13 protein-coding genes are annotated in these 13,522 nt (G+C 62.1%); 5 read left to right on the top strand and 8 right to left on the bottom strand.

What is annotated here, in order from left to right:
- Nucleotides 1-4: 4 nt before the first annotated feature.
- From RCO31_RS19375 to RCO31_RS19355, 5 genes are all read left to right on the top strand, one after another.
- Entirely contained in the window at nucleotides 5-2,491 is a 2,487-nt protein-coding gene (locus tag RCO31_RS19375) for an LPS-assembly protein LptD (protein ID WP_308970204.1), read from the top strand.
- A 96-nt stretch (nucleotides 2,492-2,587) separates the two neighbouring features.
- A complete protein-coding gene (locus tag RCO31_RS19370; RefSeq protein WP_308970078.1) occupies nucleotides 2,588-3,514 on the top strand; it encodes a SurA N-terminal domain-containing protein in 927 nt (308 codons plus the stop codon).
- 3 nt (nucleotides 3,515-3,517) lie between these two features.
- Nucleotides 3,518-4,531, top strand: a complete 1,014-nt coding sequence (gene pdxA, locus RCO31_RS19365; RefSeq protein ID WP_308970077.1) for a 4-hydroxythreonine-4-phosphate dehydrogenase PdxA — start codon at nucleotides 3,518-3,520, stop codon at nucleotides 4,529-4,531.
- Nucleotide 4,532: 1 nt separating this feature from the next.
- Complete coding sequence (rsmA, locus tag RCO31_RS19360) at nucleotides 4,533-5,399, top strand: 16S rRNA (adenine(1518)-N(6)/adenine(1519)-N(6))-dimethyltransferase RsmA (RefSeq protein WP_308970076.1); 867 nt, start codon at nucleotides 4,533-4,535, stop codon at nucleotides 5,397-5,399.
- A gap of 12 nt (nucleotides 5,400-5,411) precedes the next feature.
- Nucleotides 5,412-6,470: an alcohol dehydrogenase gene (locus RCO31_RS19355; RefSeq protein WP_308970075.1), complete on the top strand. Its 1,059-nt coding sequence runs from the start codon at nucleotides 5,412-5,414 to the stop codon at nucleotides 6,468-6,470.
- A gap of 52 nt (nucleotides 6,471-6,522) precedes the next feature.
- Here the strand turns inward: RCO31_RS19355 and RCO31_RS34770 are convergent, their stop codons facing one another.
- The 8 genes from RCO31_RS34770 to fabG all read right to left on the bottom strand — a co-directional run bounded on the left by RCO31_RS34770 (nucleotide 6,523) and on the right by fabG (nucleotide 13,504).
- Nucleotides 6,523-6,786: a GCG_CRPN prefix-to-repeats domain-containing protein gene (locus tag RCO31_RS34770; RefSeq protein ID WP_374991507.1), complete on the bottom strand. Its 264-nt coding sequence runs from the start codon at nucleotides 6,784-6,786 to the stop codon at nucleotides 6,523-6,525.
- Between the two features lie 163 nt (nucleotides 6,787-6,949).
- Complete coding sequence (locus RCO31_RS19350; RefSeq protein WP_308970074.1) at nucleotides 6,950-7,720, bottom strand: glucose 1-dehydrogenase; 771 nt, start codon at nucleotides 7,718-7,720, stop codon at nucleotides 6,950-6,952.
- A 54-nt stretch (nucleotides 7,721-7,774) separates the two neighbouring features.
- Nucleotides 7,775-8,419, bottom strand: coding sequence for a guanylate kinase (gmk, locus tag RCO31_RS19345; RefSeq protein WP_308970073.1), 645 nt, complete (start codon nucleotides 8,417-8,419; stop codon nucleotides 7,775-7,777).
- A 12-nt stretch (nucleotides 8,420-8,431) separates the two neighbouring features.
- Nucleotides 8,432-9,319, bottom strand: coding sequence for a YicC/YloC family endoribonuclease (locus RCO31_RS19340; RefSeq protein WP_308970072.1), 888 nt, complete (start codon nucleotides 9,317-9,319; stop codon nucleotides 8,432-8,434).
- 77 nt (nucleotides 9,320-9,396) lie between these two features.
- Nucleotides 9,397-10,641: an endolytic transglycosylase MltG gene (gene mltG, locus RCO31_RS19335; protein WP_308970071.1), complete on the bottom strand. Its 1,245-nt coding sequence runs from the start codon at nucleotides 10,639-10,641 to the stop codon at nucleotides 9,397-9,399.
- 216 nt (nucleotides 10,642-10,857) lie between these two features.
- Entirely contained in the window at nucleotides 10,858-12,123 is a 1,266-nt protein-coding gene (gene fabF, locus RCO31_RS19330) for a beta-ketoacyl-ACP synthase II (protein ID WP_308970070.1), read from the bottom strand.
- A gap of 95 nt (nucleotides 12,124-12,218) precedes the next feature.
- Nucleotides 12,219-12,458, bottom strand: coding sequence for an acyl carrier protein (locus RCO31_RS19325; protein ID WP_308970069.1), 240 nt, complete (start codon nucleotides 12,456-12,458; stop codon nucleotides 12,219-12,221).
- 308 nt (nucleotides 12,459-12,766) lie between these two features.
- On the bottom strand, nucleotides 12,767-13,504 hold the full coding sequence (gene fabG, locus RCO31_RS19320; protein ID WP_308970068.1) for a 3-oxoacyl-[acyl-carrier-protein] reductase: 738 nt from the start codon (nucleotides 13,502-13,504) through the stop codon (nucleotides 12,767-12,769).
- Between the last annotated feature and the right edge of the window lie 18 nt (nucleotides 13,505-13,522).

The following is a 13,522-nucleotide window of genomic DNA, read 5'->3' as shown; positions in this document are numbered from 1 at the left end:
ACGTATGCGCACCGCCCGGCGCCGCACAGCTGTGCGTAGCGCGAGCGTTTCGGTTTGCCTGCTTGCGCTCACTGCAGTCGTGCCGGCCTTGCTCGCCGTGTCTCAGCCTGCGTTCGCGCAGAGCTTCACCTACAATCCCTTGCCGCCGCAGCGGACCGCCCCCCCGGCCCGCAGCACTGATGACGGGCAGATGCTCGTTCAGGCGCAGGAAGTGAATTACGACAACGTCAATTCGCTGGTCGCAGCCGTTGGTGGCGTGCAGATTTTCTACAACGGCACAACGCTCGAGGCTGATCGCGTCACCTATAACCAGAAGACCAAACGGCTGACCGCGGATGGCAATGTTCGGCTGACCGATCAGGAAGGTCGAATCACCTACGCGCAACATCTCGAACTGAGCGACGACTATCGCGACGGCTTCGTCGATTCGCTGCACGTCGACACCGCCGATCGCACGCGGATGGCGGCGACGCGCGCCGATCGCAGCGGCGGCAATTTCACCGTGTTCCAGAACGGCGTCTATACCGCTTGCGAAGCCTGTAAGGAGGATCCGCGAAAGCCGCCGCTATGGCAGGTCAAGGCCGCGCGCATCATCCACGACCAGGGCGAGAAGATGCTCTACTTCGAGAGCGCGCGCCTGGAATTCCTCGGCGTGCCGATGGCGTATCTGCCGTATTTCTACACGCCCGATCCTACGGTGAAGCGCAAGACCGGCTTCCTGATGCCGATGTTCAGCTCCAGCTCTAAGTATGGCGTCGGCTTTCAGGCTCCATACTACTTTGCACTGGCACCCGACTACGACCTGACGGTCACCCCGCGGATCACCACCAAGCAAGGCCTGCTCATGCAGGCGCAGTTCAGGCAGCGGCTGATCAACGGCTCCTACGACATCCGCGCCTATGGCATCCGCCAGCTCGACAAGGACGAATTCCTGCGCGACGGCGGTCCGTCGACGCCCGGCTATCGCGATTGGCGCGGCGCCGTTGAAACCTCGGGCCGCTTCGCGATCAACGACAGATGGAGCTGGGGTTGGGACGGAACGCTGGTCAGCGACCGCACCTTCTTCCAGGACTATTCCCTTGGACGCTTCAGATCACCGGTCGCGGTGTTCTCCAACGTGCCGACCGATGCCATCTCGCAGCTCTACCTGACCGGTGTCGGCACCCGTTCGTTCTTCGATGCGCGAACGATGTATTTCTACGGCTTCTCGGAAGCCGACGTGCAGCGGCAGATTCCGATCATCCATCCGGTGATTGACTACGCCAATGTGCTCAACCGGCCAGTGTTCGGCGGCGAGCTGAGCTTCCGCGCCAACCTGACGAGCCTGAGCCGCGAGGCGGTCTCCTACAATCCGATCTCCGCGACCGCGCAGTCACTCGGCCTGTGCCTGCCGACCAGCGCCGATCCAATGGTCAAGACGCCTTTAAATTGCCTGCTTCGCGGCATTGGCGGCGACTATACGCGCCTGTCAGGCGAAGCGACGTGGCGGCGCACGTTCACCGATTCGATCGGACAGATCTGGACGCCGTTCGCATCCGTGCGTGCGGACATAAACCACGCGAACATCCAGAACGACATCGGCACGTCCAACTTCCTCCCGACAGGCGACATCACCGCCGGCCGGGTGATGCCGGCCGTCGGCTTCGAGTATCGCTACCCGTTCATCAGCGCGCAGTCATGGGGTTCGCAGACGATCGAGCCCATTGCGCAAGTGATCATCCGGCCGAACGAACAGATGATCGGCCGGTTGCCGAACGAAGACGCGCAGAGCCTCGTTTTCGACGACACCAATCTTTTCGAGGTCGACAAGTTCTCCGGTTGGGACCGTACCGAAGGCGGCGGACGGGCCAACCTCGGTATTCAGGGCACCACTCAGTTCGACCGCGGTGGTTTCGTGAACTTCCTGTTCGGTCAGTCATACCACCTGTTCGGCCAGAACTCGTATGCCGTCGGAGATCTGACCAACACCGGTCTCAACTCGGGTCTGGAGACTGACCGCTCAGACTACGTTACGCGGCTCTCCTATCAGCCGAACAGCATGCTGTCGTTCTCGGCACGGTCGCGGCTCGACGAGTCGTCCTGGGAGATGCGTCGTCTTGAACTCGAGACCAGAGCGAGCTTCGATCGCTGGACGGTCAGCCTGCTCTACGGCAACTACGACAAGCAGCCGGAGCTCGGCTTCCTCACGCGGCGCGAGGGCCTGCTCGGAACTGCATCGGTCAAAGTTGCAGAGAATTGGGTCGTGTCCGGCGGACTTCGCTACGATCTGCTGGCGGACAAAATCAACCAGACGATCGTCGGCGCGGGCTATGTCGATGATTGTTTCGTGCTGGCGATGAATTATATTACGGACTACGGCTTTAGCGGCAATCCGGTGGCCGATCATCGCTTCATGCTGCAGATCGGCTTGCGTACCATTGGAACGACGTCGTTCAACCAGTCGACGACGTCGTCATCGAGCTCGGGCGGCTCGTCGTTGTTCGGCCAGTAGGTATCGCTTGCGAGGCCGTCGCAATCTGGTTTCCTCATTGAATTTCGAAGCGGGCGGGCGACGTCACTAGAAACGATGATGGGTTCGCGAATGTTGATGAAGCTATCCCTCTTGTCGCGTTTGAGCGCGGCGATCGTGCTTGCCGTCTGTATCGGGCCGCTTCCGATGTCGGCTGCACGGGCACAGAACGCGGTCGTCGTGGTCAACGGCGATCCGATCACCAATTTCGATATCGAGCAGCGCGTAAAGCTGATCATGCTGTCGAACGGCGGCAAGACACCCAGCCGCCAGGACGCTCTGGAAGAACTCATCAACGATCGGGTCAAGATCAAGGAAGGCAAGAAGTTCAGCCTCGAGGTGAGCCCATCGGAGCTCGAGACCCAGTACGCCACCATGGCCGTACGCATGCGGCTGACCGCGGATCAGTTGAACAAGGTTCTCGAAGGCCGCGGTATCCGGCCTGAAACACTCAAGGCGCGCATCAAGGCGGATTTCATCTGGTCGCAGCTCGTTCGCGGGCGCTATGGCCAGAGCCTGATCGTCGGAGAGAAGGACATCGCATCGGCAATCGAAGTGAAGGGCGACGGCAAGGAGCAGTCCGGCAGCTTCGAATACAAGATGCGTCCAGTGGTCTTGTTCGCGCAACGCGAAGGGTCGCAGTCGATCGAGCTGCGCAAGAAGGAGGCGGAGACCCTGCGCGGGCGGGTCCAAGGCTGCGACCAGGCGGAGCGGCTCTTCCGGGCCATGCGCGACGCCGTGATCAGAGATCAGGTGGTAAAAACCTCTGCCGATCTGCCACAAGTGCTGCGGGAACTTTTGGACAAGACTCCGGTCGGCCAGATGACTCCCCCGGAGGTCACCCGTCAGGGCGTCGAAATGGTGGTCCTGTGCAGCCGGGCGCCAAGCACCGAGACGCCGGAGAAGCGCGCAGCACGTGAGAAATTGTTCGCGCAGAAGTACGAGACGCAGGCCAAGAAATATCTTCAGGAAGTGCGGCGCTCGTCCATGATCGAGTATCGCTGATAAATGGCGGCCGACAAACCGCTGGCGCTGACCCTTGGTGAGCCCGCCGGCGTGGGCCCGGACATTGCGCTCGTCGCCTGGACGCAGCGCAAAGAGCTGAAGTTGCCGCCATTCTACCTTACCGGAGATCGGCGCTTCCTCGACAGCCGCGCCGCCAGGCTCGGGTTGACCGTGCCGACAGCCAGTGTCGCGGTTGCGGACGCGGTGGGCACGTTCGCGAAGGCCCTGCCCGTCGTCGATATCGGCGTTGCCGCGACCGCTGAGCCCGGCATACCCGATCAATCAAGCGCCACAGCGGCGATAACCTCCATCCGGCACGCGGTCGACGACGTTCGCGCCGGACGGGCCAGCGCCGTCGTCACCAATCCGATTGCCAAGAGCGTGCTCTATCGCGCCGGCTTCGAGCATCCCGGCCACACGGAATTTCTCGCCGAGCTCGCAGCAAGCGGAGCGCAGCCGGCGCCGCGTCCGGTGATGATGCTCTGGTCGGCGACTCTCGCCGTGATCCCTGTGACGATCCACGTCCCCTTGCGCGAGGCCCTTACGCGGTTGACCACGCAGGACATCATCGAGACCTGCTCCATCGCGGCGGACGAATTGAAACGGCGGTTCGGCCTTTCGAATCCGCGGATTGCGATCAGCGGGCTAAATCCGCACGCCGGAGAGGACGGCTCACTCGGCAAAGAGGACGGCGAGATCGTCGCCCCAGCCGTCGCTGCTTTGCGCCAGTCCGGCATCGACGCACGCGGGCCGCTTCCGGCCGACACCATGTTTCACGAAGCCGCGCGCAAGACCTATGATTGCGCCGTCTGCATGTATCACGATCAGGCGCTGATTCCGATCAAGACGCTCGCGTTCGATGACGCGGTCAACGTCACGCTCGGCCTACCCTTTATCCGCACGTCGCCGGACCATGGAACGGCGTTCGATATCGCCGGCACCGGCCGCGCGAAACCCTCAAGCTTGATCGCCGCGCTCCACCTCGCCGCTCGCATGGCCGCACAGCCGGCTCCGTGACGTGGGCACGATCGACGATCTTCCGCCGCTGCGCGAGGTTATTCGCCGCCACGATCTGTCGGCCCGCAAGTCGCTGGGCCAGAACTTCCTGCTCGATCTCAACCTAACGGCCCGCATCGCGCGTGCAGCCGGCAGCCTCGACACACATACGATCGTTGAGATCGGTCCCGGCCCCGGCGGTCTGACGCGCGCCCTGCTTGCGCTCGGCGCTAAGCGCGTCATCGCCGTCGAGCGCGACGAGCGCGCTGTCGCAGCCTTGCAGGAGATCGCCGCACGCTATCCTGGACGGCTCGACATCGTCGCCGCGGACGCCCTTGAATTCGACGCACAATCGATCCTGAACGGTGACCGCGCAAAGATCGTCGCCAATCTGCCTTACAATATTGCAACCGTGTTGCTCACGGGTTGGCTCAGCACCGAGCCTTGGCCGCCATGGTACGATGCCATGGTGCTGATGTTTCAGCGCGAGGTTGCCGAACGTATCGTCGCCAGTGTCGACGACGAGGCCTATGGCCGGCTCGCCGTGTTCGCCGGATGGCGGACCGAAGCGAAGATCATGTTTGATGTCGCGCCAAGCGCTTTCGTGCCGGCCCCGAAGGTGACCTCATCGGTCGTTCGCCTCATCCCTCGCGAGAAGCCGTTGCCATGCGATCGCAAGATGTTGGAGCGTGTGACCGAAGCTGCGTTCGGCCAGCGGCGAAAAATGTTGCGGCAAAGCCTGAAGTCCCTCGGCGTGGATCCCGCGCGTTTGACGACGGCCGCAGGGATCGAGCCGACACGGCGGGCGGAGACCGTTCCCATTGACGCCTTTGTTGCCATGGCGCGTGAATTGTCCAATATTCGCGCCAACCACGAACGCCGTGCTTAGAGGAGAAACGCCATGGCGCTGATGCGACGCCAGTCACTCGTCAAGTTTGATGCTCCGCTCTGCGAAACTGTCGTCGAAACGCCGAAGCCGCAAGCTGGTGAAGTGCTCGTGCGGATCGAGCGCTGCGGATTGTGTCATTCGGATCTGCATATTCAGGACGGCTATGCCGACCTTGGCGGCGGCAATCGTCTGGACACGACGCGCGGCATGACGCTCCCCTTCACGCTCGGCCACGAGATTGCTGGCGTGGTCGACGAAGTCGGCCCCGATGCACCGAAAGACATCATCGGTAAGCGCAAGGCGGTGTTTCCCTGGATCGGCTGCGGCAAGTGTCGCGACTGCATCGCGGGTGACGAGAACCTGTGTGTGCGAAATCGCTTCCTCGGGGTGTCGATCGACGGCGGCTTCGCTACCCACGTCCTGGTGCCGGATGCCAAGTATCTACTCGACTACGATCCGCTGCCGGTCGACATGGCTGCGACGCTGATGTGCTCCGGTATCACCGCCTACGGCGCCCTCAAACGCCTCGTCGACCGTCCGCGCCAGCGTAATATTCTGCTGGTCGGGCTCGGTGGCGTCGGCATGATGGGCTTGTCGCTCGCCCAGGCGATGTTCAGGCAGCCGATTTCAGTCGCAGATCTCAGCGAGAGCGCTCGTGCGGCCGCGCTGAAGAACGGTGCGTCGGTCGCTTATGACCCGAAGGAGCCGGACGTCGCTCGACGCATCATCAAGGAAACCGACGGCGGCTTCGACGGCATCGTCGATTTCGCCGGCAACGACAAGTCGATGGCCTTTGCCGTCTCGGCGCTGGCGCGCGGCGGCAAGATCGTCGTCTCTGGCCTGATGGGCGGCAACTTCAGCTTGCCGATGGTGCAGTGGATCTACAAGCGTATGACCATCGAAGGCTTCATGACAGGCACGCTCAGCGAGGCGAAGGAGCTCATGGCGCTCGCCCGCGCAGGAAAGGTGAAGCCTGTTCCGATGCAGGAGAAGCCCATGGCCGAGACGCAGAAGTGGATCGATGAGCTGCGCGCCGGCCACGTCATCGGCCGCATCGTGCTGACCAACTAAGGTCGTCCGGCGCGCGAACCCGCGCCGGACCGCCTCAGCGCCAGTCTGATCGTCAGCGACAGACTTTCCGGGGACCGCCCGGCGTCCGAACAAACCAGCAGGCGTTAGCGCCACGCGGTCCGTATGCTGCAGTGTTCCTGCGGCATCCGCCATACGGGCCTCGGTGCCAACCGACGCCACATCCTTGTCGGACCTGAATGAACTGATCCGCTTGCTGCGCCTGGTTCGTCGGAAAAATCGGCAGAGCCTGAGAATCAACGGGGATCAATGTAACTCCCAGGCCAATGGTGGCCGCCAGGAACAGTCCGATACGCATGATGAATCCTCTCAAATCGATTACGACCTCTTACAACCCGCCGCCGCGCCGATGCGAACAACGGATCATGACGAGATTCGCCGTTTGAGTTTTTTTCGGTCTAATACAAAAGAAAGAATATGATCTGTCTTGATCGAAAATTTTGCGACTACTCGAACGCCTCCTAGGCGGCGAAATAGCCGCCATCGATGACATGCGAGGCGCCGGTCATGAATGAGGCTTTGTCGGAGCACATCCAGACGACGGCCTCGGCGATTTCGTCCGGCTTACCCAATCGCTTCACCGGCACTTTGGCCATGATCGCGTCGAAACGAGTCTTCATCGTCTCTTCCGTCATTGGCGTTTCGATGTAGCCGGGATTGACGCAGTTCACGCGAATTCCATCCTCGGCGTATTCCATCGCCGCAGTTTTCGTCAGCCCCACGACGCCGTGTTTGGCCGCAACGTAATGCGCCGAAGTGGGCAGACCGACCAAGCCCGCAATTGATGCAGTGTTGACGATCGCCCCGCCCCCACCCTGCGTAAGCATCTGTTGGATCTCATGCTTCATGCACATAAAGACCCCCGTCAGATTTACTGCAAGCATCCCGTCGAAGGAGGCGCGGCTGAGTTCGTGGGTGCGCTGGCCTGCAGGCCCGACTGCGCGGCCGGCGATACCGGCGTTGTTGAACGCACAATCGATCCGTCCGAAGGCTGCGACCGTGCGCGCCACCATCGCCGCGACATCCTCGTCCTTGGTCACGTCACCGCCGATGGCGATTGCCTGGCCGCCTGCAGCATTGATCAACGCGACCGTCTCAGTCGCACTCGCCTCCGTGCGATCGGCCACCGCCACACGTGCGCCCTCACGGCTCATTGCCACCGCGGTTGCCCGCCCGATCCCCGAGGCGCCGCCAGTCACCAGCGCCGCTTTGCCGTCAAGAATTCCCGCCATAGTCCGTTTCCCCTTTGTCTTGATTGTCGTTGGGGCAAGAATAGCCGGCGTACGCTAATTCTCCAGCTGCTTTTGCAACTCCCGCACGAAAGCTGTCAGCCCAGTGCGCCGGTCGCGACGCAGCCGTTCCGCCTTGAGGATCGCCTGCACTTCCGCAAACGCCGTATCGACCGAGCGGTTGATAACGATGTAGTCGTACTCCGCCCAATGGCTCATCTCGTGACTGGCGCGGCTCATGCGGCCGCGGATAACGTCATCGGAATCCTGTGCGCGGGTATGCAGCCGCTGCTCCAGATCGGCGGCCGACGGCGGCAGGATGAAGACGCTGACGACATCCTGACGCGCTTTTTCGCGCAGCTGTTGCGTCCCTTGCCAGTCGATATCGAACAGCATATCACGGCCGGCTGCTAAGGCGACCTCGACCGGCGCGCGCGGCGTACCGTAGAAATGGTCGAACACCGACGCATGTTCGAGCAACTCGTTGTCCTTCACCATTGCGTCGAAGCGCTGTTTGTCAATGAAGAAGTAATCGTGCCCGTCAATCTCACCGGGCCGCATCGGCCGTGTCGTCACCGACACGGACATCTGCAAACCCGCCACCTTGTCCATCAGTTCGCGTGCGAGCGTCGTCTTACCCGCGCCAGACGGCGACGACAGCACGAACATCAAACCGCGCCGTTCAACCCCGTCGCCCGCCATGCAACTCGTCCTTCATTCGAGATTCTGCACCTGCTCGCGGAACTGCTCCACCACGTTCTTCATCTCCAGGCCGATGTTGGTCAGTTCGACATCATTGGATTTCGAGCACGTGGTGTTGACCTCGCGATTAAACTCCTGTGCCAGGAAATCGAGGCGCCTGCCGACGGCGCCGCCCTTGCCAATCAGTTCGCGTGCCTGCGCCACATGCGATGCTATCCGATCCAGCTCTTCGCGAATGTCTGCTTTTGCGGCAATCATGATCGCCTCCTGGTGCAGACGGTCGACGTCGAAACGTTCCGACGACTCCAGCAGCAAACCTATCTGTTCTGCAAGCCTGGCTTTGACCGCCTCAGCCTTCCGTCCGGGGGCCTGGTCGGCGCGCGCTGCGAGTGCTGCAATCTGATCGAGCCGCGAGATGAAGATCTGCTGCAGCGAGGAGCCTTCGCGGTGGCGCATCTCGATCAAACCTGCGAGCGCCTGGTCGAAGGCTCTCAGCACTGCAGCTTCGGCGGCCCGCCGCTCCTCTTCGGTGTCGTCCGTTTCTGATACTTCGAGCACACCCTTGATCGCGAGAATACCATCGACCGTCGGCGGCGGCGCGGCAAACCTCTGCGACAGATCGGCGGCAATCTTCATCACCGAAGCCAGCACTTCGTCATTGACCCGTATGGACGGCCCAGCATCGGCGCGCTTGACCGACAGATTGGCGTAGACCGTGCCCCGCGACAGCAGTTCGGTCGCGCGCTTACGGGCCAGCGGCTCCACCGCATCCCACCCCGGCGGTAACCGCATGCGCAGATCGAACCCCTTCGCGTTGACCGAGCGGAGCTCCCATTCGAAGGCGTAAGCGCCGCAGGCATCGTGGCTGCGTGCAAAGCCGGTCATGCTCGATAACGCCATGAACAATCGGTCCCGAAGGTAAAGATTCGCGAGCCCACAGTAGCACGAACGGCACCGACGCCAGCGTCAGCTGCCTATCAGCGCTGCACGGGCGCGTCGGAATTCTGCGCCGTTGGCGGCGTGCGGGCGCCGTTCCGCTTCCGCGCAGCCGGCGGCGAAGCCCGCGCCGGCGTCTCTGCTGCGGCGGGCGGTGCATCCGGCGGTGCGGCAGCGTTGGAGTCCTCCGGCTCGGCCGTATCGATCGCCTGCTTCTCGAGCGTACGCAACTTCGCGACGTTGCGCTGATGCTGGTCGTAGCTTTCGGTAAAGGTATGACCGCCGTTGCCGTCGGCGACAAAGTAGAGTTCGCGAGTACGCGCGGGATTTGCGGTGGCCTCCAACGAGGCGCGGCCCGGATTGGCAATCGGGCCCGGCGGCAGGCCGTCGATCACGTAGGTGTTGTAGGGGGTCGGTTGCTGGATTTCACTGCGCTTGATCTGACGACCCAGCGTTCCCTTACCGCCGACCAGCCCGTAGATGATCGTCGGATCCGATTGTAGCCTCATCTTCTTTTGCAGGCGGTTTGAGAACACTGCCGCGACACGCGTGCGCTCGTCGGGCCGGCCTGTTTCCTTCTCGACGATCGAGGCCAGCGTGACGAGCTGCTCGGCGCTGCGGACCTGGAGGTCGGGGCTTCGGCGTTCCCAAACTTCGGCAAGCAGGCGTCGCTGCGCCTGCTGCATGCGCTGGATCACCTGTTCGCGTGTGGTGCCGCGCTCAAATCTATAGGTCTCGGGCAGCAGCGTGCCTTCGCGCGGAATCTCCTTGACCTGACCGGAGAGGGTCTCGTTCTCGAGTAATCGAGCGACGATCTGTTCCGAAGTGAGCCCCTCGGGGATGGTCAGCGCATGCTGCACCACCTTGCCGTTGACCATCGTATTGATCACATCGCGCAGGCTTGCATGTTTCTGGAACTCATATTCGCCCGCCTTCAACTCGGAGCGGGCTTTCATCGCCATCACGCCGGCAAGGAACGCCCAGCGATTGACGTCGATCACGCCTTCGCGGTGCAGTATCTCGGCGATGTCGCCGGTTCCGGCCGTGCGGGGGATGTTAACAATGCGGTCCTCCACAAGCGGCCCCGGCGCTTCAAGCGCGCGCTTGGCATAAAAATAGCCACCGCCAGCGCCGAGCATCAGAAGCAGGATCACGGTGAAGATAGCGTTGCCAGCAACCACCAGTGGATTGCGTGCGCCGCGCGACCGCTTCGGTGGCGGGGGCAACTGCTCTGGCTCTAGCGCAGCACGCGGGCTTCGCGGAGAAATCGGCGCCCTTTCAGACATCGGTGACCTGATCCTGATGTTCACAATGCGAGGCGCGCCCCTCGCATCATGCGCCTGTCGCGGCGATCCTGGTACGAACGTCAAACCAGCGCACTAGTGCATAGACTGCGAAGTTTGCCTGAACCCTAATATGGAGCAGCGCTTCGGAATCAAAACACTTGCGCGACGTTATCCCTCAATATGGCAAAAGGGTGAAAATCTTGCCAAATCAGGGATTTAACTATCGACGCGTCGCATGATCAACGACGCGTTGGTGCCGCCGAAGCCAAATGAGTTCGACAGCGCGACGTTGATCGGCCGTGGCCGCGCCTTGTGCGGGACCAGGTCGATCGCCGTTTCGACGGATGGATTGTCGAGATTGAGAGTCGGCGGCGCGACGCCATCGCGCATCGCCAGAATTGAAAAGATCGCCTCGATCGCGCCGGCTGCACCGAGCAGATGCCCGGTCGACGACTTTGTCGATGACATCGAGATCTTCGACGCGGCGTTGCCGACGAGCCGCTCAACCGCGCCAAGCTCGATCTCGTCGCCGAGCGGCGTCGAGGTGCCGTGCGCGTTGATGTAGTCGAGATCAGAAGCCGCAAGCCCTGCGCGCTTGAGCGCGGCGTTCATGCTCCGATAGGCGCCGTCACCATCCTCGGCCGGCGCTGTGATGTGAAAGGCATCGCCGGACATTCCGTAGCCGATGACTTCGGCATAAATCTTCGCACCGCGCTTCTTCGCGTGCTCGTACTCTTCCAGCACGACGACGCCTGCGCCCTCTCCCATCACGAAACCGTCGCGGTCCTTGTCGTAGGGACGCGAAGCCTTCTCGGGACAGTCGTTGAAACCTGTCGACATTGCCCGCAATGCACAGAAACCGGCAAACGAGATGCGGTTGATCGGCGACTCTGTGCCCCCGGCGACCATCACGTCCGCGTCGCCGAGCGCGATCAGCCGCGATGCATCGCCAATCGCATGCGCGCCGGTCGAGCAAGCGGTGACGACCGCGTGGTTTGGCCCCTTGAGGCCGTGCGCGATCGAAACGTGTCCCGAGGCGAGATTGATCAGGCTGCCAGGGATGAAGAATGGCGAAACGCGCCGCGGTCCCCGGTCCTTGAGCGTGATTGCCGTGTCGGCGATGCCTTCGATACCGCCGATGCCCGAGCCGATCATCGTGCCGGTCACATACTGATCTTCCGGCGAGGTGGGATGCCAGTCCGCATCGTCGAGCGCCTGCTTGGCAGCGGCCATCGCGAACACGATGAACTCGTCGACCTTGCGCTGGTCTTTCGGATCCATCCACTGATCGGGATTAAAGGTGCCGTCGTTGCCGTCGCCGCGCGGCACCACACAACCGATCTTGGTTGGCATGTCGGAGACGTCAAACGTCTCGATCCGCTTCGCACCGCTCTCGCCGTTGAGCAGCCGCTTCCATGCGGGCTCGACGCCGCAGCCGAGCGGCGACACCATGCCGAGGCCTGTGACGACTACCCGTCTCATAGTTGGCACTCCGGCAGCATGCCGTCAGGGTCTCCACTCGCACCGCGGCTGTCGATTAAGACAGAGCTGGTCTGCGGAGACCCGAACGCGCTGCTTCAGCTCTTTGCGTTCTTCTCGAGAAACTTCGTCGCGTCACCGACGGTCAAGATCGTCTCCGCCGCGTCGTCGGGAATTTCGCAGCCGAATTCTTCCTCGAACGCCATCACGAGCTCAACGGTATCGAGGCTGTCAGCACCGAGGTCGTCGATGAAGCTTGCGCCTTCGACCACCTTCTCCGGCTCCACACCCAGGTGTTCGACCACAATCTTCTTAACCCGCTCGGCAATGTCACTCATCGTCTCAACCTCGTGCTAGTTCCTTAAAAGACCCGACCGTGAACCGATACGAGCCATTTTGGTGGGTAGTCTGGCGCAAGTCCTTACGTCCGGTCTCGCGCAAAAACATTCAACTGCGTCTCACTGTCCAGGTTGCATCGACCGTTAAGTGACAGAAGGCGGGCTGCCGGGCCGGAGATATACGGGCTTTGGCTGTCCCGCAATCCCATCGTTTCCTCGCCCCATCTTGCCGGTTCGGTACCATACTTCCCAAGCCTTGACCAGCATGCCAGGCGCGGTGTCCCGACGCAGCGCCGCCCCTATAGCCTTCAAATCATTGCCATTCCACCGTTGATGTGGAGCGTCTGACCGGTGACATAGGCGGCTTCATCGGACGCAAGGTAAACCGCCGCCGCGGCGATATCGTCGGGCGTTCCGAGACGTCCTGCAGGAACCTTGTCGAGAATCGCTGCGCGCTGCTTTTCATTCAACGCATCGGTCATGGCGGTAGCGATGAAGCCCGGCGCGATGCAGTTCGCCGTCACGTTGCGGCGCGCGTACTCCTGGGCGATCGACTTGAACATGCCGATCATCCCGGCCTTCGCAGCGGTGTAGTTGCCCTGCCCTGCGTTGCCGGTGACACCAACGACCGAAGTGATGCCGATCAGGCGGCCGAAGCGCTTGCGCATCATCAGCTTGGTCGCCGCGCGCGCCAACCGAAATGTTGCCGACAGGTTGATCGCAACAACCTGGTCCCACTCCTCGTCTTTCATCTGCACGAACAAATTGTCGCGGGTAACACCGGCGTTGCAGACAAGGATATCGAGCTGTCCCATCGCCTTTTCGGCTGACGGTACGAGTGCTTCGACCTCGTCAGTACTGGACAGATTGCACGGCAGCACATGCACGCGGTCCTTCAGCTCGGCGGCCGTCGCGTCCAGCACGTCACGGCGCGTACCGGAAAGCGCCACCGTCGCCCCCTGCTTGTGCAACGACCGCGCAATCGCGCCACCAATGCCGCCGGTCGCGCCGGTCACGAGCGCAGTCTTGCCAGTCAGATCGAACATCACGACGAACCCTCCTGT

This window comes from Bradyrhizobium sp. LHD-71 (genome assembly GCF_031157255.1).
Classification (GTDB): domain Bacteria; phylum Pseudomonadota; class Alphaproteobacteria; order Rhizobiales; family Xanthobacteraceae; genus P52-10.
Note: the sequence above shows the minus strand (reverse complement) of the source record. Positions and strands in the feature narration are given on the sequence as shown.